Consider the following 20,080-nt stretch of genomic DNA (forward strand, 5'->3'; position numbering starts at 1 on the left):
CACGCTCCGATGACCTAGCAGACATTTCTTGGTGGCTTCTACTGCGTCTGAATGTTGGAGGTTTTCACGACCGTCCGCCACTTCTTCAGTTCGTCGGCGACGAACTTCTGGAACTCCTCAGTCGAGCTCCCAACCGGTGTCGCGCCGAGCTCTGCCAGCTTCTGCACAACTTCGGGCGCACGAAGCGACTTGACGATCTGGGCGTTCAACGTCGCCAGGACCGCCGGCGGCGTCTTGGCCGGCGCGACGACACCCACCCAATGCGTCACCGAGAAGTTCTTGATGCCGGCCTCCTCGAAGGTGGGGACGTTCGGCAAGCGGGTCGATCGTGTCGCCTGTCCGATCGCGAGCGGCCTGACCCGGCCGGACGCCAACGGCGTCGCCGTGCTGGTGATGCTGTCGATGAGCAGGTCGACTTCCCCACCCATCAATGCGCGGATGGACTCGCCGCCACCCTTGTAGGGCACATGCATGAACTTGGCGCCCGTCACCTCTGCGAGCAATTCGGTCGTCAGGTGCGGGGTACTCCCCGCTCCGCCCGAGCCGTAGGTGAGCTTGCCCGGATTCTTGCGCGCGAACTCGATGAGTTCGCCTGCGGTCTTGAAGCGCGAATCCGAGGGCACCATCATGAGCATCGGCGAATCGGCCACCTTGGACACGGGCACGAGGTCCTTCATGGTGTCGTAGGGCATCTTGGCCTGCAACGCGGGAAGCATCGCGAACGGAGCGCTGACGAAGCCGATCGTGTAGCCGTCCGGCTTGGACTTGGCGACGGCATCCGTGCCGATCACGCCACCGGCACCCGCCTTGTTGTCGATGACCACAGGTTGTCCTGTCTCCTGGGTGAGGCGCTGTCCGAGGACCCGCGCCATGACATCGTTGGGCCCGCCGACCGCGAACGGCACGATCATCCGGATGGGTTGCGTAGGGTAGGAGGCAGCGCTCGACTGCGCATGGCAGACCGGTGCGGCGAGCGCGGCCGCGAGGGCCAGTGCGCCGAAGCGGCGAGTGTGGAGGAGTTGAATCATGTCGATACCTGGCTGGATGGGTCTGGCTCGTCGCTTGGGCCTACTCGGGCTTGATGTTGTGCGTCTTGACCAGCTTCGACCAGCGGTCCGATTCAGCGCGAATGAAGGTTCCGAACTCCTCTGGCGTTCCGCCAGCGACCTCATTGCCCTGTGAGGTGATCTTCTCGGTCACTTCCGGTTCCCGAATCGCCTTGTTGATCGCCTGATTGAGCTTCGCGATGACGGCGGGAGGGGTGCCCTTCGGCGCCACGACGCCGAACCAGTTGGACATCTCCATTCCCGGCACGCCGAGTTCCTTGAAGGTTGGCACGTCCGGCAGAAGCGGCGATCGCTTTTCGCTGGTGATGGCGAGTGGGCGCAGCTTCGGCGAGTCGCCCTTCAGGTACGGCATCACCGCGTAGATCCACTCGAACATCAGGTCGACGTTGCCGGCGATCAGGTCGTTGGTCGCCGGGGCTCCACCCTTGTACGCCACGTGGACGAGGTCGAGCTGCGCGTTCTGTTCGAACAGTTCACCGGCCAGATGGTGCGAACCACCGAGCCCGCCCGAGGCGTAGCTCATGGTCCCGGGCTTCGCCTTGATGTTTCTGATGAGAACCTGGGCCGACTTGGCCGGGGAATTGATGCTGACCGACATGACGAGCGGCCCTCGTTCGATCATGGCCACTGGCAACAGGTCTGTGGCGGGATCGAATGGAAGCTTGGCAAAGAGCGCCTTGTTAACCGCGAGCGGCGCGAAATTGCCCAAGCCGATGACGTGGCCGTCGGGAGCGGCCTTGGCGATGTAGTCCGTGCCGATGTTGCCGCCGGCGCCGGGGCGGTTCTCGACGATCACGGGCTTGCCGAAATAGATCGAAAGCTTCTGGGCGATCTGCCTCGAACGTATGTCGGAACTGCCGCCTGCCGCGTAAGGCACAACGAAGGTGATCGTCTTGGTGGGGTAGTCGGCGGCTGCGGCCGACTGCGCAAACGACGGGCTTGCGAAGGCCAAGGCACCACCGCAAAGGATGGCGGCGCTGACACGGGGCGAACGAAGGAAAGACAGTCTCATCAGGGTCTCCGGTAGGTCGAGGAGGGCACTTCTCGGTGCGATGTTGGGTTTTCCCTGATTGTATCTATATGATGTATAGTACAATTAGGTCGAACCCTAACCGTTGTTATATCCAATGAGTTTTGCACGAAGAGTTGCTTTGATACATGCTACGGCAGTCGCGGTGCAGCCGGTCGCGGACTCCTTCTGCAGGTTTTGGCCTGAGGCGAGCCTGATGAACCTGCTGGACGACAGCCTGTCATCGGACCTCGCCGCGCGTGGTTCGATCGATGGTGCGTTGACCCAGCGCTTCGTGGACCTGGCGCAGTACGCCGAACGCACCGGTGCGCACGGCATCCTCTTCACGTGCTCGGCGTTCGGGGTTGCAATCGACGCAGCAGCGCAAGCCGTCGCCGTCCCCGCTTACAAGCCCAACGAAGCCATGTTTCTGGAGGCGTTGGAAATCGCTCGGGCGCGCCGCGGACGCGTGCAGATTGGGCTGTTGTCGACGTTCGCCCCCTCGATTCCCTCGATGCGCGAAGAATTTCTGCAACTGGCGCGCGCCGGGGAAGTGGCGGTCGAACTCCAGTCAGTCTGCGCGAAAGGCGCCCTGGAAGCATTGAGTGCCGGCGACCCCGCGACCCACGACCGTCTGGTCGTGGAGGAGGCTGCAAGTCTAGAGAACTGCGACATCGTGATGCTGGGCCAGTTTTCGATGGCTCGGTCGCATGAAGTCGTGGCAGCGCGGCTTCAAAGGCCGGTTCTCACCAGTCCTGACAGCGCCGTGCGCCTGCTGCAGAAGATCCTCTCGCCCGTCTGACCCTCATTCCACCCACCCCTCATCAACACCCAGGAGATCCCATGAAATTCATCGTTCTGCCCTGCGACGGCATTGGCCCCGAGATCGTCGCCGCCTCCGTCGAAGTCCTCAAGGCGGCTGACAGCCGCTTCAAGCTCGACATCTCCTACGATTACGAGGACGTGGGCTTCACGAGTCTGGAAAAGCACGGAACCACCTTGCGCCAGGAAGTGCTCGACAAGGCGAAGACGTACGACGGCATCATCCTGGGCACGCAGTCGCATGCCGACTATCCAGTGCCTGAGAAAGGCGGACGCAACGTGTCGGCAGGGTTCCGCATCGGCCTTGACCTTTACGCCAACGTCCGGCCCGCGCGCACGCGGCCGTATCTGCAGTCCAACATGCGCGAAGGCCGCACCATGGACTTGGTCATCATGCGCGAAGCCACCGAGGGTTTCTATCCCGACCGCAACATGTCGAAGGGCTGGGGAGAGGTCATGCCTAGCCCGGACATGGCGCTGTCCATTCGAAAGATCACGCGCCATTGCAGCGAGCGCATCGCACGCCGGGCCTTCGAACTGGCGATGACGCGGCGCAAGAAGGTCACGGCGATCCACAAGGCCAACAGCTTCCACATGACCGACGGCCTGTTCCTCGAAGCCGTGCGCCACGTGGCCAAGGATTTTCCCGAGGTGGCGCTCGACGACCTGTTGGTCGATGCTTCCACCGCCCATCTGGTCAAGGAGCCGGAACGCTTCGATGTCCTGGTCGCGACCAACTTTTACGGCGACATCATCTCGGACCTGGCCAGCGAACTTTCCGGCAGCCTCGGGCTCGCGGGCTCGGTGATGGCGAGCGACGATGTCTGCTGCGCCCAGGCACAGCACGGATCGGCCCCCACGATTGCCGGCAAGGACCTGGCCAACCCTGTGTCCATGATCCTTTCGGTGGCGATGATGGTGCGCTGGGTCGGCGACAAGCAGAAGAACAAGGCCATGCAGGACGCCGGCGACGCCATGGTGCGCGCCGTCGACAAGGCGCTGGAAGACCCGAAGACCCGTACCCGCGACATTGGTGGCGCCATGGGCTGCAAGGATTTCACCGCCGCGGTAGTCAAGGCGATGGCTTCGGCCTGATTCGATCGAGCCCTCACCATGACACAAGTCCTGCTCGGCTGCATTGCCGACGACTTCACGGGTGCCACCGACCTGGCCAACAACCTGGTGCGCGCGGGCATGCGGGTGGTGCAGACCATCGGTGTGCCGGACGCGAGCGTGACCGTGGATGCGGACGCGGTGGTGGTTGCGCTCAAGTCGCGCACGATTCCCGTCGCCGACGCTGTCGCCCAATCTCTGGACTCGCTTCGTTGGCTTCGGTCGGTCGGCGCCCAGCAGATCTATTTCAAGTACTGCTCGACCTTCGATTCCACGCCCGCCGGCAACATCGGGCCCGTGACAGACGCGCTGATGGAGGCCCTCGACACCGACTTCACGATCGCCTGTCCGGCGTTTCCGGAGAACGGCCGAACGGTGTTCAAGGGCTACCTGTTCGTGGGTGACGAACTGCTGCACGAGTCCGGGATGCGCAACCATCCACTGACGCCGATGACGGATTCCAACCTGGTCCGCGTGCTGCAATCGCAGACGAAAAGGCGCGTGGGCCTGATCGACTATCGAACAGTGGCCGCCGGTCCGGCGGCAATTTCCGAACGGATCCGCGCCCTCAGGACCGAGGGGGTGTCGATGGCGGTGGTCGATGCCACCAGCAACGCCGACTTGATGGCCCTGGGGCCGGCACTGAAGTCCCTTCCGCTGGTGACCGCCGGTTCCGGCGTCGCCATAGGACTGCCGCAAAACGTCGGTCTCGTACCGGCAGCGGCCGCGGGCCAGCTCCCCCAGGCTCTGGGCTTCAGGGCCATCGTGTCCGGCAGCTGCTCGACAGCGACCAACGCACAGGTCGCCGACTTTGTCGAAGGAGGTGGCGCGGCGTTTGCCGTCGATCCCTTGCAAATGGCCAATGGCCAGGACGTCGTCTCGGACGCGCTCGAATGGGCTCAGCAGCGGATCGCGACGGCCCCGGTGCTCATCTATGCCACGGCCCGACCCGAGGCGGTGAGCGCAGTGCAGGCGCGGTTGGGCGTGGCGCAAGCCGGCGAGATGGTTGAACACGCGCTGGCATCGATCGCGCGCGGACTTGCCGAACGAGGCGTGGGTCAGCTGATCGTCGCGGGGGGAGAGACCTCCGGCGCCTGCGTGCAGGCGTTGGGCATTCAAAGCATGCGTATCGGCCCCCAGATCGCCCCGGGTGTGCCCTGGTGCCATGCGGGATCGCCCCATGCCAGGGAGGGCGCGATGCACCTAGCCCTCAAATCGGGCAATTTCGGTGCGACGGACTTCTTCACGCGCGCGTTCGAGTTGCTCTCGTAACGCCTCGATGCCTTCCACCCCGCTACAGTAGAGTTTCCCTTCGCACCACGACACTTCCACCGCCATGCCCGCGCTCAGTGCAGTCCCCAAGGTCAATCCGGCTTCCAATGTAAGTGCCCTGATCCCGACCCTCGCGCGCCGGATCATCGAGATGATTCGGCGCGAGGGCTATTCGATCGGCCACAGGTTGACCGAACAGGCGCTGTGCGACGAACTCGCGGTGTCCCGGTCGCCGGTGCGCAAGGCCCTCCAATACCTGCAGGCGGCCGGGGCCGTCACATCGGAGCCGAATCGCGGGTATCAGGTGGCCAAGGGCGCTTCGGAACTCGGCGAACTGGAGTTTTCACCGGACCCATCGTCCGAAGAGACGGTCTACATGCGGATCGCCAATGACCGCATCCACGGGCTGCTGCCGGACGAGATTGCCGAGGCCGATCTCATGAGCCGGTACGACCTGGGCCGACTCCAGGTCCAGCGGGTGCTCAACCGCATGTCGCGCGAAAGCATGATCGATCGCAAGCCCGGGCGAGGCTGGATGTTCCGGCCGCTATTGAGCAACGTCGAGTCCCATCGCGAGAGCTATCGATTCCGCATGATCATCGAGCCCGCGGCGATTCTCGAGCCCGGCTATGTGGTCGACATCCCTGAGTTGGAGAAATGCAGGCGCGAGCAGATCGAACTGCTGCAAGGCGGCATCGAGCGTTGCACTCCGACCGAGTTGTTCCGCGCCGGCGTGCATTTCCACGAAACGGTGATTGCCGGGGCGAACAACCGGTTCTTGCTGGACTCGCTGCGGACGCTCAACCAGATGCGGCGTGTCGTGGAATACGGAACCCGGCTCGACCGGGCGCGTCTGCATCGTCAGTGCGAAGAGCATCTGGTGATGATCGATCTGCTCGTGAAGGGCGAACGCATGGAGGCTTCGCAGTTCCTGCGCCAGCACCTGAACACGGCGCGAATCACGAAGCTGGGAGACGCAGGTTGAACGAAGGCTTGGCCAGGGAAGAGATCTGCCGCATCGGGCGCAGCCTCTTCGAAAGAGGCTTCGTGCATGCAACCGCGGGCAACATCAGCGTTCGCCTCGACGATGGCGGCTACCTGATCACACCGACGGACGCATGCCTGGGTTTCCTGAGCCCCGACCGCCTCGCCAGGCTCGACGCGAGCGGCACTCAGTCGAGCGGCGATCGAGCGAGCAAGACGATCACCTTGCATCGGCGCATCTATGCCGCGAGCGCAGGCACGGCGCTGCCCGCGCGATGCGTGATCCATACCCACAGCACCCATTGCGTCGCATTGACCCTCGACGAGGACGTCGATGCCGTCGAGGGAGACTGCAAGGAACTTCTTCCCGCACTGACGCCCTATTTCGTGATGAAGGTGGGCCGCGTGCCGCTGATCGACTACACGCGCCCGGGCCATTCCGGAGCGGCCGACCGGGTCGAATTTGCCATCCGCACCTATGCCACGAAGGGGTCGCCCATCCGTGCGGTCATGCTCTCTCGCCTTGGCCCGAATGTCTGGCACGACACCCTGTCGGCCGCCATGGCGACTCTGGAAGAGCTCGAAGAGACCTCGCGCCTCTGGATCTTGAGTGGCAGGCGCGCACGGGCTCTGTCGGATCCGCACATCGCGGATCTTCGGCTGGCTTTCGGAGCCCACTGGTGAGCGCGCTGCGGTTCGGGCTGGTTGCCAACAGGCTGCACCGACGGGCGGAAGGCGCGCTCCTGGCCTGGGCTCGCGCCTGCGATGAATCCATTCGCATGCTCGATCTTCAACTGTATGCCGTGGGCGGCGCGTACGATGCGTTGGCGGGTGCGCATCGGCTGTCGGGTCACAGCGGACTCTTCCGGCTTCCCTCGGGCGTCGACGGCGGTGTGATGAGGCTGGCCTCTCGCGTCACGGGCGGGCTGGACCCTGTCGATGAACTCGACGGTGTCATCTACCTGATCGATCCGGTCGACCCGTCTTCCCTTTACCCGGAGGCTCAGGCGCTCAAGCGGCAATGTGTCATTCACGGCAAGCCCTTCGTGTCGACAGAGGCCGGCGCGGTCGAATGGATGGCGGTCGAACTGTTTCACGCCGGTGTCGGAAGACCCATGCCCGCAGCGCCTTTGGCCGGACAGACGGTGGCGTTGATCGCCCACGATGCCCTGAAGCAGCGCATGGTGGCGTTCGCAGCGAAGTATTTTGATCTGCTGTCGGCCTTTGCGACGCGCGTGGGCACTGGTACGACGGGCGGCCTCTTGAACGAGATGGCGTGGAGCCGCGGTTGGCCAGCGGACACCCCCTGGGTCAAGCCGCAGCTGAGCGGCCCCATGGGCGGGGATGCGCAAATAGCAGAGCTTGTGCTGAATCGCGCGTGTAGCAAAGTGATCTTCTTCGAGGATCCGCACGTGGCACGGCAACACGAAGCCGACATCCAGTTGCTGGAGCGCGCGGTGTGCACCGCCTCCAAGGACACCACCTGCTTCAACTCGCCCTCGATGGCCGAGCGCTGGGCCGTGGCTGTGACCCGGTCATCCCACTGAGGCCCCTTCCGATGTACGCCTACGTAGGTTCACGAACGACGCGCGAGCGCAATGCGCGGGGCCGAGGCATCAGTGTGTACTGGCTCGACGAAGCTCAGCGCGAATTGACCGAAGTCCAGGTCGTCGAAGGTCTCGTGAACCCGTCGTTCCTCGCGTTGAACGCTATGGGGGACGTGCTCTACACAGTGCACGGCGATGCGCAGGAGGTGAGCGCGTTCCGCGTCGATCGCCTTCAAGGGACTTTGACGTTTCTGAATAGTGAGGACTGCGGCGGGCGCAATCCCGTACATCTGGCCATCGATCCGAGTGGAAGATACCTGATCGTTTCGAACCATTTGAGCGGGACGGCTGCCGTCATGCCGCTGCTGGATGATGGCGCGGTCGGCGCAGTGTCGGAGCTTGTTGCATTGACAGGCGAGCGAGGTCCCCACCGCGTGGAGCAGCCATTCTCGAAACCGCACTTCAACCCGTTCGATCCCAGCGGACGCTTTGTCGCGTTGCCGGACAAAGGGTTGGACCGTGTGTTCACGTTCCGGTTCGAGGACGGCCGTTTGCTGCCGACAAACCCGCCCTTCGTCATGGCACGCGAAGGATCCGGCCCGCGCCACATCGCATTCCACGGAGCGGGAAGCTACGCGTACGCAGTCAACGAACTGGATTCGACCGTGGTGGCCTATGAGATGAACCGGAGCGAAGGCACGCTCAGGGCCATTCAGGTTCTCTCGACGTTGCCCGACTGCTTCACTGGAAACAGTCGGGCCTCCGAAATCGCCGTCGATGCATCCAATCGCTTCGTCTACGCATCGAACCGCGGCTTCGACAGCATCGCGATCTTTGCCATTGAGGGTCAGTCCGGCCGACTGCGCTTTATCGAAGCTGTTCCATCGCAAGGAAAGACTCCGCGTTTTTTCGCTATCTCGCCCAATGGGCGGACCCTGTTCGCTCTCAACGAGGACAGCGACTCGATCATCGCCTTCGGCATCGATGCCGAGACCGGAAGTCTCGGGCACGCCGGAACTCCAACGGCATGTGGCAGCCCCGTATGCTTGGTTTTCGGTCGGGACCCGCTTGCAGCTTCCGCTAACTTGAAACTTTGAAGGACGCCACCCATGAACAAGACGATAGACCTGGACGACCGGTACCCTGAGGCGCCCACGCTACCCCCGATCTTCGCGACTTCGGCGGGCGCCTTCAGTTCAAAGGACTCGCGCTGACCGTGTCCTGCTTCGAGGACAGTTCACGGGTCAAGGAACTGAGCCTGACCCAAGGCGGCGGTCGCGCGCTGGTCGTCGACGGTGGTGGCAGTACGCGTTGCGCGCTGCTAGGTAACATCATCGCGATGGGATGAGGAACTTGTCACGGTTACGAACCGTGGAAATCCAGTCGAGAGCCTTTCCGAAGCCCTTCCAGGTTTTGCCCGTCTTGGGGGTGGCTGTACTTCGGAAAGCCCGTACCCTTGCGTACTGCTTTGCCTCCGTCGAGGGCCTTGCCGGCGGCTGCCTTCAATGTCTTGGCGCCACGCCCCAAGAGGTGCTCGACGGTCAGGCCATCAGGAGTAGTCGGCAAGGAGAATTCAGCCTGTCGGTTACATCAACCTTTGTGACTGAAATACATCCAGTACGCCGGAGTCGATCTGTCGTTGAAAAGACATCGCGATCCAGTTGTCCCTGCTAACCTGAAACGGAGTTGAGTTAGGAATCCACGGACCCCGTGTGGATCAGCTTCGTACAAAAGGAGACAGGATGATCGATCTATACAGCTGGGCGGCACCGAACGGGCACAAAGTGCAGATCCTGATCGAGGAACTGGAGATTCCCTACCGGGTCATCCCGATCAACATCACTGCGGGCGACCAGCACACGGACACCTATCGCGTGATCAATCCGAATGGAAAAATCCCAGCCATCGTGGATCACGCGCCGGCCGACGGTGGCGGGCCGTTCACGGTCTTCGAGACCGGAGCCATCATGGTCTACCTGGCCGAGAAGGAGAAACGCTTTCTCCCCACCGAACTGCGCCAGCGCAGCGAAGTACTTCAATGGCTGTTCTGGCAGGTCGGCGGGATCGGTCCGATGATGGGTCAGGCCCAGCACTTCTTCCGCTATGCGTCCGAAAAAGTACCTTACGCCATCGCACGCTACCAGGCGGAAACAAGACGTCTCTTGAAGGTTCTGGATGACCGTCTTGATGGTCGCGAGTTCATCTGCGATGAGTACTCGATTGCCGACATGGCCAGCTTCGCCTGGATCCGGATCCACAAGATGACCGGTGTCCCACTGGATGAGTTCCCTCGTGTGCAGGATTGGTATGGCCGGGTACGCAGCCGCCCCGGCGTCGGCCGCGGTCTGGATCTTCTGAGAAACCAATGGGTGGACGTGACGAAGTCCGATGAAGCGAAGCTCAACCTTTTCCAGAAGAACCGCTGACCATGTCGATCGACACGGCCCGGGTGGAAGCGTTCTTCGATCTGCGAAGCCCATACTCCTACCTCGCGCTCGGCCCGGCCCGTGCGCTCGCTCAGCGCAGCGGCGTCGCCTTCGATTGGTGGCCTTACGTGACCGACTTCCAGTCCGCATACGGCGGGGAAGTGGAGCAGCGATCGAGCCGCGATGTCGCGAAGCTGAAGTACCTCTACATGGATTGCCGGCGGCTCGCAAAGCTGCAGGGGTTGACGGTGCGGTCTACGACGAAGCTCTGGGATCCGACGCTCGCGAGTCAGGCCGTCCTTTTTGCCAAGGCCAGGAACCGGCTTTGGGAGTTCTGTGACCCGCTGCTCGCGGCATTCTGGCGGCGCGAGTTCGACTTGGAGTCCCCAGTGGAGGTGGAGGCGGCTCTCGTCAACGCGGGGCTGTCGTCTTCGGAGTGGAACAAGTTCCTGCAAGGAGAAGCCAAGGGAGCTTTGACGGGGGCGCTCGCACATGCCGAGAGGCTGGGCGTATTTGGCGCTCCGACTTTCATCTATAAGGGGGAGATGTTCTGGGGTGGAGACAGGATGGATCTGCTTGAATCCGCGATCCGGGGCGCGGCTTCGCAAAGATAGCTATCGTCTCGGGATAGCCCATTCTTAGCGCCCGGTGGACTATCAATTCCCAATGTAGTCGCGCAGGCGCTGCGTGTGGACGATCAGGAATCCCTTGGGGCCTTCGGTTCGGACAATTCCATCCTGTTTGAACGATGCCAGTGCCATGTTCACTCGCTGGCGCGAGAGGCCGCAGATCAACGCCAGATCACGCTGATGGATCGATAGCCTGAGCGCATCTTCGTGTCCGTTCTTGGCGAGCATCAGGAGCGCCTTCGCAACCCGCTTCTCGGGCCCCAGCAGGCGCGACGCCACGAGCATCCCGACGAACTCACCCATTCGGGCGTTCATGACATCGCAAAGAAAGTTGCTGAACTCAAGAGACGAACTGCGCAGCACACGGAAGGTATTCGCAGGAACGAGGCAGAGACGTGCGGAGGTCAGCGAGCGCAGGTCGTACTGCATCAATTCCCTTTTCAACAAGGATCCGTCGCCGCACCATTCTCCTTCCCGAAGGTAGTACAGCGTCGTCTCGTCCCCTTCCGGGCCGACGATGCACATCTGCAGTTGGCCGCTCACGACGCCGTACCAGTATGCGCTGGGCTCGCCAGCGCGGGCGACATACTGACCGGCGGCCACCTTCATCTCCACTGACGTTCCTAGCGTCAGGGCCCGAAGTTCGGTGGAGAGCGCGTGGAACCATGGCCACTTCCCGAGGAATTCGGCCAAGCTTGCCGTGGATGTTTCGTCCACGGCGGGTGCTTGGGTGATTCTTTGTTCCGCCATTCGCTTCCAAAGCCTCAGTCATTGGTGATTGTGTTGGCCCGGACTAGAGCGAGGAGTCCATCTGGAAGCGGCCGCGGTAGGCCCCCGGACTCATCCCGATGCGTTGACGGAAGAGTCTGGAAAAGGAACTGGTGTCGCTGTATCCGACCTGGCTCGCCACTTCTTCGACGCTGTGCGAACTGGTCTCGAGCAGCGCACGCGCAGCTTCTAGCCGAAGATCCTGAAGATAGGCCAGCGGCGTTTGATCCAGCACGCTGCGGAAGCGGCGGATGAGGGTTCTGTCGCTGACCGCGAGAGTATCGGCGAGCTCGGTGATCCTCAGATCCTTGGTCATGTTGCCCTGCAGCCAGCGCTGGGCTCGATGCACCAGCGCGTCGGAGTGGTTCTTTTGGGCGAGCAATGGAAGATAGGGAATCTGGCTGGTTTGACTCACGTCAATCAGCATGGCCTTCGCGCACTGCGACGCAATGACCGGCCCCGAGAAGCGCTCAATGACACGAATGGTCTGAATCAGATACGACGCTGACGCGCCCGCGCACATCAGCCGGTCCATCTCGGTGATCACAGGACGAAGTTGCAGGTCGACACGTGGAAACTTCTCCCTGAACTGCCGTTCAAGCCACCACGTGGTCGTCGCAACGCGCTCATCGAGCAAGCCCGTCTGGGCCAGGATGAAGGTGCCCGTGCAGTTCGCGGCGACCCATGATCCTGCGCGCCATTGCGCCGTCAGCCAGGCACAGGCATCGGCCTGCCGGTCGAGGAACTGGTCGAACTGTCGGTGCCCGCCATAGTGAAAGCTGGGAACAAACACCAAGTCATACCGTTCTCGCGGCCCCAACTTGTGGGTTTGCAGAGGCAGGCCGTTGCTGGCAATCGCCGCTTCGCCCGACGGCGACACGAAACGCCACTCGAATAGTGCTTTCGCCGGCGCTTGTTCGAGCCTCAGATGCGAGTTCGCGATCTGAAGGATGTCGGCAAACCCGGCCACGCTGGAAGCGTAGCAGCCGTCGAAGGTGAGGATGGCGGCACGTGGCATTGGTCGTAAATGGCATAGAACATGTCAGTTTCGACAATTTACACCAAGACGTGGAAATCCGCCTAATGAGCCTTGCTGGCCTCTAGACCAGCGACTACAAAAAGGAGCACGGAGATGAGCGACATACCCCTTGCGTCATTGCGCAGCGACGTCTCTGGCTGCGATCAAGCCTTGCAGCCCCAGATGAAGGCGAACTCTCGCCAAGTCGTCGACGGAGAACCCTATCCCGCTTGTGAATGCGGCGACCGAATTGCCGTACTGGGAAGCTGCCACGGATTCGCTGTCGTCCCCGCCAGCCAGGTGCAGGATTTCTATCGTGGTTATGCGTTGGTGGCCGTTCCCGCCATCGCGATGGCAGCCGTGGCCGGCATCGCCTATTTCGTGTTTGGGCTGTCGTTCTGAGCGCCCCCTCCGTGCGCAGTTCGATGGATGATGGCGAAAGTAGCACAAACAAAGTCAATTTCGCCAATGTACGAATGGAGCGTGGTGCCGGTTAATAGAGGGGCAGTATCCCGCCCGAGCAACAAATACAAGGAGTTCCCCATGAGCCTGTCATCGAGTGCAGCCGCCTCGCGCGAAGCACGCCCCAGTGCCGTTGTCGCCGGCTGCGCCCAACATGGGGAGGTGCGGCATGTCTGAGGTCGCGCCGCTGCCTGGAGCATTGCTGCGTCCTGCGAAGCTCGAGGACCGCTATCAGCTGGACCGCGGCCCCGCCTACATCAGTGGTTCGCAGGCGCTGGTCCGGCTGCTGCTCAACCAGAGCGCTCGCGACCGCGCGGCAGGGTTGAATACCGCCGGGTTCGTCAGTGGCTACCGCGGGTCGCCGCTGTCGGGCCTGGACCAGGTGCTTTGGGGGGTCCAGAAACTGCTTAAGGAAAAGCAGATCGAGTTCATCCCGGGCCTTAACGAAGACTTGGCAGCGACCGCCTGCTGGGGAACCCAGCAGTTGATGCAGCACCCGGAGGAGGCCACGGTCGATGGTGTGTTCGCTATGTGGTACGGCAAGGGGCCTGGCGTCGACAGAAGCGCGGACGCCCTCAAGCATGCCAATGCGGCTGGAACTTCACCGCATGGCGGAGCGCTCGTGCTGGCCGCCGACGACCACACGGCCAAGTCATCCTCGTTCGCGCACCAGAGCGAACAGTTGCTGGTTGCGTCGTTCATCCCCATTCTGTACCCGAGCAACGTGCAGGAATACCTCGACTACGGGATTCATGGCTGGGCAATGAGCCGCGCGTCGGGCCTGTGGGTGGGGCTCAAGTGCGTGGGGGATATCGTCGAGACTACATCGATCGCGGACGTTGATCCGTTCCGGGTCGAATGCCGGCCGCCCGAGGATTTCAAGGCGACGGAAGACGTCCACATCCGTTGGCCCGACGTGTGGGCGACGCAGGAGCCGCGGATCGTGCGCACCAAGCTGCCCCTGGCGCTGTCCTACTGTCGTGCCAATGGCTTGAATCGCATTGTGACCAAGGGCGCAGGTTCCCGCATCGGCATCATTGCGGGCGGCAAGCCCTACAACGACGTGCGCGAAGCACTCAGGCTGCTCGGCATCGGCGAGCAGGATCTGGCCGCGAGGGGCATTGCCCTTTTGAAGCTCGGCATGGTCTGGCCCCTGGAGCCGCAGATCATCCGCGAGTTCGCACAGGGCCTCGACGAGATCTTCGTGGTCGAAGAGAAGAGGGCGCTGATCGAGCAGCAGGTCAAGGACATCCTTTACCCGTTTGCCGCAAGCGGCGAGAAAGCGCCCCAGGTCGTGGGAAAGTCCAGCGGCGGGCTCCAATGCGCGGAATTCGAGATTCCGCATGAGCAGCGCCTCTTGCGCGGAGATGCCGAACTCGCGCCCGTGGACATCGCGGCGGCGTTGCAGGCGCGGCTGCATGCCGCAGGCATGGACGCATGCCAGGCGCTCCCCTACACGCCAGAAAAGGGAAAGCTCCTGGCGCCCCTCATGCGCACGCCGTACTTCTGTTCTGGCTGCCCGCACAACAGCTCTACCAAGGTACCGGAGGGTTCGCGCGCCACGGCCGGGATCGGCTGTCACTACATGGCCAACTGGATGGATCGCCGTACCGAAAGCTACACGCACATGGGCGGCGAGGGTGCTCCGTGGGTGGGGCAAAGCCGCTTTTCCAAGCGGCCGCACATGTTCGCCAACATGGGCGACGGCACGTTCTTCCATTCGGGTTCGCTCTCCATCCGTCAGGCCGTGGCGGCCAAGACGCCGATGACGTTCAAGGTCCTGTTCAACGACGCTACGGCGCTCACGGGCGGGCAGCCGCACGACGGACCGCTCACGGCACCGATGCTGACGCAACTGCTGCATGCCGAAGGCGTGGCACGCGTCGTGGTCGTCAGTGACGACATCGAGAAATACAAGGGGCACGAAACAGCGTTTGCGCCTGGCACGACCTTCCATCACCGGCGCGACCTGGACGTCGTCCAGCGCGAACTGCGCGAATTGCCCTTCGTGACCGCCTTGGTCTACGACCAGACCTGCGCCGCCGAAAAGCGCCGCCGGCGCAAGCGCAACAAATATCCGGATCCTCCGGTCCGCTACGTCATCAATCCGGAAGTGTGCGAAGGCTGCGGCGACTGCACCGTCAAGAGCAACTGCGTCTCCATCGAGCCGCTGGAGACGACTCTGGGCCGCAAGCGTCAGATCAACCAGTCCTCCTGCAACAAGGACTACTCCTGCGCCGACGGCTTTTGCCCGAGCTTCGTGGCCGTGGAGGGCGGAGCTTTGCGCAAGAAGCCGGTCGACTCCGGTGCCGCCTCCGAAGGCGATCCGGCAGCCTGGCCCGAGCCGACCCATCCCCAACTGCCCGCGCTGGACACCAGCTACGCCGTGCTGGTCAACGGCATCGGCGGCACGGGCGTGCTGACGATTGGCAACATCCTGGGCATGGCGGCGCACCTGCAGGGCCTGCATTGCTCCGTGATGGACATGGCCGGCCTGGCCCAGAAGGGCGGCGCGGTGTGGAGCCATGTGCGCATCGCGGCAACGGCCGACGACGTCCATGCGCCACGCATACCGGACGCCGCTGCCGATGCGCTCATCGGGGGCGATCTGGTGGTGAGCGCGCATCCGGACTCCATCAGCCGGCTGAAGTCCGACTGCCGCGCCATGGTGAACACCAATGTATCGCCTACCTCCGACTTCCAGCGCAACCGCGACTTCAGCATGCCGAACGAGGCGCTGTGGGCCACCATCGAGCAGGCGTGCTCAGAGAAAAGACTGGCCAAAATCCCGGCCCATGACATCGCGGTGCGTTACTGCGGAGATAGCGTCTACGCCAACATGATCTTGCTGGGTGCGGCCTGGCAGGCGGGGCAGGTGCCGCTGTCGCACGATGCGCTGCGCCGCGCGATCGAGCTGAACGGGCAGGCGGTGGATGCCAACTTGCGCGCGTTCAAGATCGGCCGGCAGTACGTGGCGTCGCCAGAGCGGCTGGTGGCGAAGCCCGCTGCGGTCGTGCAATGGATCCCCAGGGCCGGCAAGGAAGACGTGCCGCAACTGGTGCAAGACCGCCGCGACCGGCTGGTGGCCTACCAGGGCAGCAGCTATGCCCAGCAGTACGAAGGCTTTCTGCGGAAGGTACGTTCGTCCGGTGCTGCGATGCCCGACGGCTACGAACAGGCCGTCGCCAGGAATCTCTTCAAGCTGATGGCCTACAAGGACGAGTACGAGGTGGCGCGCCTGCATTCGTCCGCGGAGCTGCGCAAGCTGATCGAAAGCCAGTTCGATGGCGAATACAAAGTGGGGTTCTCCCTGGCGCCGCCACTCTTCGCCCGGCGCGGCTCGGACGGCTTGCCGCGCAAGCGGCTGTACGGCGGCTGGATGGCGTCGGCGTTCACAGTCCTTGCGAAGCTGAAGTTCCTGCGGGGCACGCTGTTCGATCCGTTCGGGTACACGCACGAGCGCAGGACGGAGCGCGCGCTCATCGACGAATACAAGCAGGGTATCCAGGCCACGCTGCCTTTCATCGCAGCCCAGCCGAAGAAGTGTCTGGAGCTGGCACGCATTCCTGAGCAGATCCGTGGGTTCGGGCACGTGAAATTGAAAGCCATCGAGGAGGCGCGTGAACGCCAGCGTGCCTTGCTGGGTGAGATTACCGGCAAGGACATTCCGCCGATGACCCATGGACACCGTTTGCAAGGAGCCTCGTCGTGAGTATGGAGAGCATTGAATCCATCCAGTGCAGTGTGCAGGACGGGGTATGGCATCTCTGCATAGCCCGGCCTGAAAAGCGCAACGCGCTCACCATGCCCATGTTCGCGGCCATCGCCGAGGCCCTGAGAGCTGCCGACGAAAGAGACGACGTGCGCTGCATTTTGGTGACGGGGGCGGGCGACGTGTTCTGCGCCGGGCATGACTTGAAGGCCTTCGACGAATGGCCTCAGCAGCCGCAGGATGCCGTGCCAACCTTCCTGCACGCCATCGCCGACGTGAGGAAACCTGTCGTGATCGCGGTGCATGGCTCCGCCACTGGGATCGGCGTGACTTGGCTGCTGCATGCCGACTGGGTGGTGACGAGTGCCGACACGGTCTTCCGGCTTCCTTTCGTCGACCTGGGCATTGCTCCGGAGGCGGCCAGCACGCTGCTGTTGCAGCGGGCCGTTGGCCTGCCGCGGGCCAAGCGCCTGCTCCTCGGCGGCGAGAAGTTCACGGGCGCCGAGGCATGCGAGTGGGGACTTGTCGCAGAGGTCTCGCCCGCGGCGGAGATTCATGCACGAGGCTGGGAGCGTGCAAAGCTTCTCGCTTCGAAGGATCCCACGATTCTTCGGCGCATCAAGGACTGGCTGCATCCCAGCAGCGAGTATCACCAACGCATAGACGAAGAGGTGATCGAAATCAACGCGGCCGTCGGCCGCCGTCGAAAGGCAATGGAGAGCACGCAATGAAACGCGCACATATCGTTTACGCGCACCCCGAACCGAATTCGTTCGTCGCAGCCATGCGCGACATGACCAAGGAGGCCTTGGAGAAAGATGGCTGGCAGACGAGCGTGACCGATCTGCAGGCTATCAACTTCAATGCTGTGGCCAGTGCAGATGATTTTGGTGCCAGGTCACGCGAGGACTACCTGGTCTACCCACTAGAGCAGCGTCATGCTTGGCAAAACCAGACCATCGACCCGCAGATTGCCGCCGAGGTCGAGGCCGTGCGCAATGCCGATCTGCTCGTGCTGGTATTCCCCATCTTCTGGTACTCGGTACCGGCTCAACTCAAGGGTTGGATCGACCGGGTGTTCCTGTCCGGTGTCTTTTACGGTGGAACGCGGGTTTACGACCAAGGCGGCATGCGCGGCAAACGCGCGATGGTCGTAGCGTCTCTGGGTGGGCGGGACTACATGTTTGGCCCCGACTCGATCCATGGTGACCTGAAGGACATGCTCAAGCACCTCCTGCAAGGCACGTTGGGGTATGTAGGCTATTCCGTCCATGAGCCGTTCTTTGCGTACCACGTCCCCTACGTGGACAACACGGAGCGTACCGGCATGCTCATGAAGCTTTTCCACGCCGTGGAGAACATCGACAGCCGGCCGGTACTGCCCATGCCCAGCCTGGATGATTTCGACGACCAGTTCCGGCCCAAGGTGGCGCAGACTTCATCAACCTGACTCAAGAGCAGTGAGATGACCGAAATCATCGATGCATGGATGCAGCTTCCGAACAAGGCGTACTTGCTGGACCCTATGTTCGATTCTTTGCGTCGATGGCCGACGGCTTGGCGGACGTTGGCGCAGGACAACCCGGACATCTCGCACGACGAGGCGCTCAAGACATTCCGCGAGCAAGGTGTCTCGCGGACGATCGCGAGCGCGTGGTGGGGGCCCGCGGGGCCGATGATCACGAACGACGAAGTGGCCGCCGCGGTCAAGGCGCACGGCGGATATGTGGTCGGCGTTGCGTCCGTCGACATCAACAGGCCAATGGACGCGGTGAGGGAACTGCGCCGATGCGTGAAGGAGTTCGGCTTCAAGGGCCTGCGGGTCCTGCCCTGGCTGTGGGGGCTCCCTCCCGACGACCGCAGGTACTACCCCCTCTATGCCGAATGCGTCGAGCTCGACATCACGTTCTGCCTGCAGGTGGGCCATGCCGGCCCGATGCGGCCTTCGGAGCCTGGGCGGCCAATCCCCTACCTGGACAACGTCGCGCACGAGTTTCCAGAACTGCGCATCGTCGGCGGGCACATCGGCTTCCCCTGGGTGAGCGAGATGATCTCGCTCATGATGAAACACCCGAATGTCTACGTCGACACCTCTGCCTACAAGGCTTCCCGGTTTCCACCGGAGCTGGTGGCCTACATGCGCGGCCCGGGAAAGAACAAGGTGATGTTCGGCACCAACTTTCCGATGCTGACCCCCGCAGAATGCTTGAAGCACATCCAGGCGCTGGAGCTCGGAGACGATGTGCTCCCCCGGTTCCTCGCGGGTAACGCACGTCACGCGTTCAAGCTGGAAGAGTGAATCCACCGGCCGCTGTTTCGATTTTTCAACTAAAGGAGACGCCACATGGCATGGGATATCGAAGTCATTGATGAGTGCGCCGTCGTGCGCATGAACACCAACAAGGTCAACGTCCAGAACGACCAGTTCTTCGCCGACCTGCACGCAGCATTCGATCGCCTCGAACGCGAGTTCAGCGAACTGCCCGTCGTCCTGACGGGCCAGGGCGATGCGTTCTCGGCGGGTATCGATTTCCAGTACAGCTTCGAGATCTTCGGGAGCGGCAGCCTCGACAAGATCCGCGACTGGTACAAGGCCTACCGCGAAACCAATCTGCGCATCTTCCGGTACCCCCGGCCCACGGTGGCGGCCATCAACGGCCATGCCATCGCGGGTGGCCTGATCACTGCCCTGGATTGCGATTTCCGCATCGCGGCCCGCAAGAGCGCGAAGTTCGGACTCAACGAAGTCCCCATCGGCATTCCCATGCCTGCCGCCTATGTGGAGATCATCAAGTACGCCTTGGGCGACAAGGTGGGTGCGCTGACCACCTTGCGGGGCGAGTTGTACGGTCTGGAAGAGGCCGAGCGACTGGGGTTCTTCCATGAGGTGGTTGAGCCGGACCAGCTGTTGTCCACGGCCATTCGCTATGCGCGCTGCATCACTCCCGACTGCAACGTCGCCTATGCGATGTCCAAGAAGGCGCTGCAGGATGCGACGAACAAGCAGATCGACGAGCGCACCGTGTCCCTGGATGCCCTGCTGTCGAATGGCATGAGCGACCCTGGAAACCGAAAGGCTCAGGACCGACGCCGGCAAGAGATCATGCACAAGCGCAAATAGAGCCGGCGCGCGAAGCGCGCTATACCCCTTGTAGGCATCTCGTGTCAGCAGAGATGCCTGCATTGCCGTGGCTTGGCGGGGGAACTGCCATATGGCAGCAACTTTCAAAAAACAGTTCTTGAAGCTTTAC

20 protein-coding genes are annotated in these 20,080 nt (G+C 62.6%); 16 read left to right on the top strand and 4 right to left on the bottom strand.

The window, feature by feature from the left end; translation table 11 throughout:
- Window positions 1–38: 38 nt before the first annotated feature.
- Together ACTG4X_RS04830 and ACTG4X_RS04835 are read right to left on the bottom strand one after the other, a co-directional pair.
- On the bottom strand, window positions 39–1,028 hold the full coding sequence (locus ACTG4X_RS04830) for a Bug family tripartite tricarboxylate transporter substrate binding protein (RefSeq protein WP_440533322.1): 990 nt from the start codon (window positions 1,026–1,028) through the stop codon (window positions 39–41).
- A 40-nt stretch (window positions 1,029–1,068) separates the two neighbouring features.
- Window positions 1,069–2,163, bottom strand: coding sequence for a Bug family tripartite tricarboxylate transporter substrate binding protein (locus ACTG4X_RS04835; protein ID WP_440533323.1), 1,095 nt, complete (start codon window positions 2,161–2,163; stop codon window positions 1,069–1,071).
- 130 nt (window positions 2,164–2,293) lie between these two features.
- On the opposite strand from ACTG4X_RS04835, the gene ACTG4X_RS04840 reads away from it, so the two are divergent.
- From ACTG4X_RS04840 to ACTG4X_RS04885, 10 genes are all read left to right on the top strand, one after another.
- Window positions 2,294–2,878 carry an aspartate/glutamate racemase family protein gene (locus ACTG4X_RS04840; protein ID WP_440533324.1) on the top strand — a complete coding sequence of 195 codons (585 nt, stop codon included), beginning with the start codon at window positions 2,294–2,296 and terminating at the stop codon, window positions 2,876–2,878.
- A gap of 41 nt (window positions 2,879–2,919) precedes the next feature.
- On the top strand, window positions 2,920–3,993 hold the full coding sequence (locus tag ACTG4X_RS04845) for an isocitrate/isopropylmalate dehydrogenase family protein (protein ID WP_007839191.1): 1,074 nt from the start codon (window positions 2,920–2,922) through the stop codon (window positions 3,991–3,993).
- 18 nt (window positions 3,994–4,011) lie between these two features.
- Entirely contained in the window at window positions 4,012–5,283 is a 1,272-nt protein-coding gene (gene otnK, locus ACTG4X_RS04850; RefSeq protein ID WP_440533325.1) for a 3-oxo-tetronate kinase, read from the top strand.
- 64 nt (window positions 5,284–5,347) lie between these two features.
- Window positions 5,348–6,268, top strand: a complete 921-nt coding sequence (locus tag ACTG4X_RS04855; protein WP_093208873.1) for a GntR family transcriptional regulator — start codon at window positions 5,348–5,350, stop codon at window positions 6,266–6,268.
- A complete protein-coding gene (locus ACTG4X_RS04860) occupies window positions 6,265–6,951 on the top strand; it encodes a class II aldolase/adducin family protein (RefSeq protein ID WP_007839188.1) in 687 nt (228 codons plus the stop codon). Before ACTG4X_RS04855 ends, ACTG4X_RS04860 begins: the two co-directional genes overlap by 4 nt.
- The gene (locus ACTG4X_RS04865; protein WP_042674586.1) at window positions 6,948–7,814 is read left to right on the top strand and encodes a methylglyoxal synthase; all 867 of its coding nucleotides are present in this window, start codon (window positions 6,948–6,950) and stop codon (window positions 7,812–7,814) included. The genes ACTG4X_RS04860 and ACTG4X_RS04865 overlap by 4 nt, the downstream gene beginning before the upstream one ends.
- Before the next feature lie 11 nt (window positions 7,815–7,825).
- A complete protein-coding gene (locus tag ACTG4X_RS04870) occupies window positions 7,826–8,911 on the top strand; it encodes a lactonase family protein (RefSeq protein ID WP_007839186.1) in 1,086 nt (361 codons plus the stop codon).
- A gap of 119 nt (window positions 8,912–9,030) precedes the next feature.
- Complete coding sequence (locus tag ACTG4X_RS04875) at window positions 9,031–9,162, top strand: hypothetical protein (protein WP_337459825.1); 132 nt, start codon at window positions 9,031–9,033, stop codon at window positions 9,160–9,162.
- 394 nt (window positions 9,163–9,556) lie between these two features.
- Window positions 9,557–10,240 carry a glutathione S-transferase N-terminal domain-containing protein gene (locus tag ACTG4X_RS04880; RefSeq protein ID WP_097200324.1) on the top strand — a complete coding sequence of 228 codons (684 nt, stop codon included), beginning with the start codon at window positions 9,557–9,559 and terminating at the stop codon, window positions 10,238–10,240.
- A gap of 2 nt (window positions 10,241–10,242) precedes the next feature.
- On the top strand, window positions 10,243–10,854 hold the full coding sequence (locus ACTG4X_RS04885; protein WP_007839183.1) for a 2-hydroxychromene-2-carboxylate isomerase: 612 nt from the start codon (window positions 10,243–10,245) through the stop codon (window positions 10,852–10,854).
- A gap of 42 nt (window positions 10,855–10,896) precedes the next feature.
- Here the strand turns inward: ACTG4X_RS04885 and ACTG4X_RS04890 are convergent, their stop codons facing one another.
- Entirely contained in the window at window positions 10,897–11,586 is a 690-nt protein-coding gene (locus ACTG4X_RS04890) for a Crp/Fnr family transcriptional regulator (RefSeq protein WP_373559397.1), read from the bottom strand.
- Between the two features lie 76 nt (window positions 11,587–11,662).
- The gene (locus ACTG4X_RS04895) at window positions 11,663–12,655 is read right to left on the bottom strand and encodes a GlxA family transcriptional regulator (RefSeq protein WP_097200322.1); all 993 of its coding nucleotides are present in this window, start codon (window positions 12,653–12,655) and stop codon (window positions 11,663–11,665) included.
- A gap of 114 nt (window positions 12,656–12,769) precedes the next feature.
- Here ACTG4X_RS04895 and ACTG4X_RS04900 point away from each other — a divergent pair, with 114 nt between their 5' ends.
- The 6 genes from ACTG4X_RS04900 (at window position 12,770) to ACTG4X_RS04925 (ending at window position 19,950) form a co-directional block, all read left to right on the top strand.
- Window positions 12,770–13,057, top strand: a complete 288-nt coding sequence (locus tag ACTG4X_RS04900; protein WP_097200321.1) for a hypothetical protein — start codon at window positions 12,770–12,772, stop codon at window positions 13,055–13,057.
- A gap of 229 nt (window positions 13,058–13,286) precedes the next feature.
- Window positions 13,287–16,829: an indolepyruvate ferredoxin oxidoreductase family protein gene (locus ACTG4X_RS04905; protein ID WP_440533326.1), complete on the top strand. Its 3,543-nt coding sequence runs from the start codon at window positions 13,287–13,289 to the stop codon at window positions 16,827–16,829.
- 2 nt (window positions 16,830–16,831) lie between these two features.
- Window positions 16,832–17,560: an enoyl-CoA hydratase-related protein gene (locus ACTG4X_RS04910; RefSeq protein WP_042674581.1), complete on the top strand. Its 729-nt coding sequence runs from the start codon at window positions 16,832–16,834 to the stop codon at window positions 17,558–17,560.
- Complete coding sequence (locus ACTG4X_RS04915; protein ID WP_226493221.1) at window positions 17,557–18,279, top strand: NAD(P)H-dependent oxidoreductase; 723 nt, start codon at window positions 17,557–17,559, stop codon at window positions 18,277–18,279. The genes ACTG4X_RS04910 and ACTG4X_RS04915 overlap by 4 nt, the downstream gene beginning before the upstream one ends.
- Window positions 18,280–18,294: 15 nt before the next feature.
- Complete coding sequence (locus tag ACTG4X_RS04920; protein WP_007839175.1) at window positions 18,295–19,128, top strand: amidohydrolase family protein; 834 nt, start codon at window positions 18,295–18,297, stop codon at window positions 19,126–19,128.
- A 45-nt stretch (window positions 19,129–19,173) separates the two neighbouring features.
- The gene (locus ACTG4X_RS04925; RefSeq protein ID WP_007839174.1) at window positions 19,174–19,950 is read left to right on the top strand and encodes an enoyl-CoA hydratase/isomerase family protein; all 777 of its coding nucleotides are present in this window, start codon (window positions 19,174–19,176) and stop codon (window positions 19,948–19,950) included.
- The last annotated feature ends 130 nt before the right edge of the window (window positions 19,951–20,080 follow it).

It is taken from the genome of Variovorax sp. YR566 (assembly GCF_051992195.1).
Taxonomy (GTDB): domain Bacteria; phylum Pseudomonadota; class Gammaproteobacteria; order Burkholderiales; family Burkholderiaceae_C; genus Variovorax.

Excerpts from the sequence above, each read along its gene's own strand:
- otnK (WP_440533325.1), top strand. The coding sequence starts at position 4,012 with ATGACACAAGTCCTGCTCGGCTGCATTGCCGACGACTTCACGGGTGCC.
- ACTG4X_RS04880 (WP_097200324.1), top strand. The coding sequence starts at position 9,557 with ATGATCGATCTATACAGCTGGGCGGCACCGAACGGGCACAAAGTGCAG.
- ACTG4X_RS04870 (WP_007839186.1), top strand. The coding sequence starts at position 7,826 with ATGTACGCCTACGTAGGTTCACGAACGACGCGCGAGCGCAATGCGCGG.
- ACTG4X_RS04920 (WP_007839175.1), top strand. The coding sequence starts at position 18,295 with ATGACCGAAATCATCGATGCATGGATGCAGCTTCCGAACAAGGCGTAC.
- ACTG4X_RS04895 (WP_097200322.1), bottom strand. The coding sequence starts at position 12,655 with ATGCCACGTGCCGCCATCCTCACCTTCGACGGCTGCTACGCTTCCAGC.
- ACTG4X_RS04830 (WP_440533322.1), bottom strand. The coding sequence starts at position 1,028 with ATGATTCAACTCCTCCACACTCGCCGCTTCGGCGCACTGGCCCTCGCG.
- ACTG4X_RS04845 (WP_007839191.1), top strand. The coding sequence starts at position 2,920 with ATGAAATTCATCGTTCTGCCCTGCGACGGCATTGGCCCCGAGATCGTC.
- ACTG4X_RS04885 (WP_007839183.1), top strand. The coding sequence starts at position 10,243 with ATGTCGATCGACACGGCCCGGGTGGAAGCGTTCTTCGATCTGCGAAGC.
- ACTG4X_RS04915 (WP_226493221.1), top strand. The coding sequence starts at position 17,557 with ATGAAACGCGCACATATCGTTTACGCGCACCCCGAACCGAATTCGTTC.
- ACTG4X_RS04840 (WP_440533324.1), top strand. The coding sequence starts at position 2,294 with ATGAACCTGCTGGACGACAGCCTGTCATCGGACCTCGCCGCGCGTGGT.
- ACTG4X_RS04925 (WP_007839174.1), top strand. The coding sequence starts at position 19,174 with ATGGCATGGGATATCGAAGTCATTGATGAGTGCGCCGTCGTGCGCATG.
- ACTG4X_RS04910 (WP_042674581.1), top strand. The coding sequence starts at position 16,832 with ATGGAGAGCATTGAATCCATCCAGTGCAGTGTGCAGGACGGGGTATGG.
- ACTG4X_RS04905 (WP_440533326.1), top strand. The coding sequence starts at position 13,287 with ATGTCTGAGGTCGCGCCGCTGCCTGGAGCATTGCTGCGTCCTGCGAAG.
- ACTG4X_RS04900 (WP_097200321.1), top strand. The coding sequence starts at position 12,770 with ATGAGCGACATACCCCTTGCGTCATTGCGCAGCGACGTCTCTGGCTGC.
- ACTG4X_RS04855 (WP_093208873.1), top strand. The coding sequence starts at position 5,348 with ATGCCCGCGCTCAGTGCAGTCCCCAAGGTCAATCCGGCTTCCAATGTA.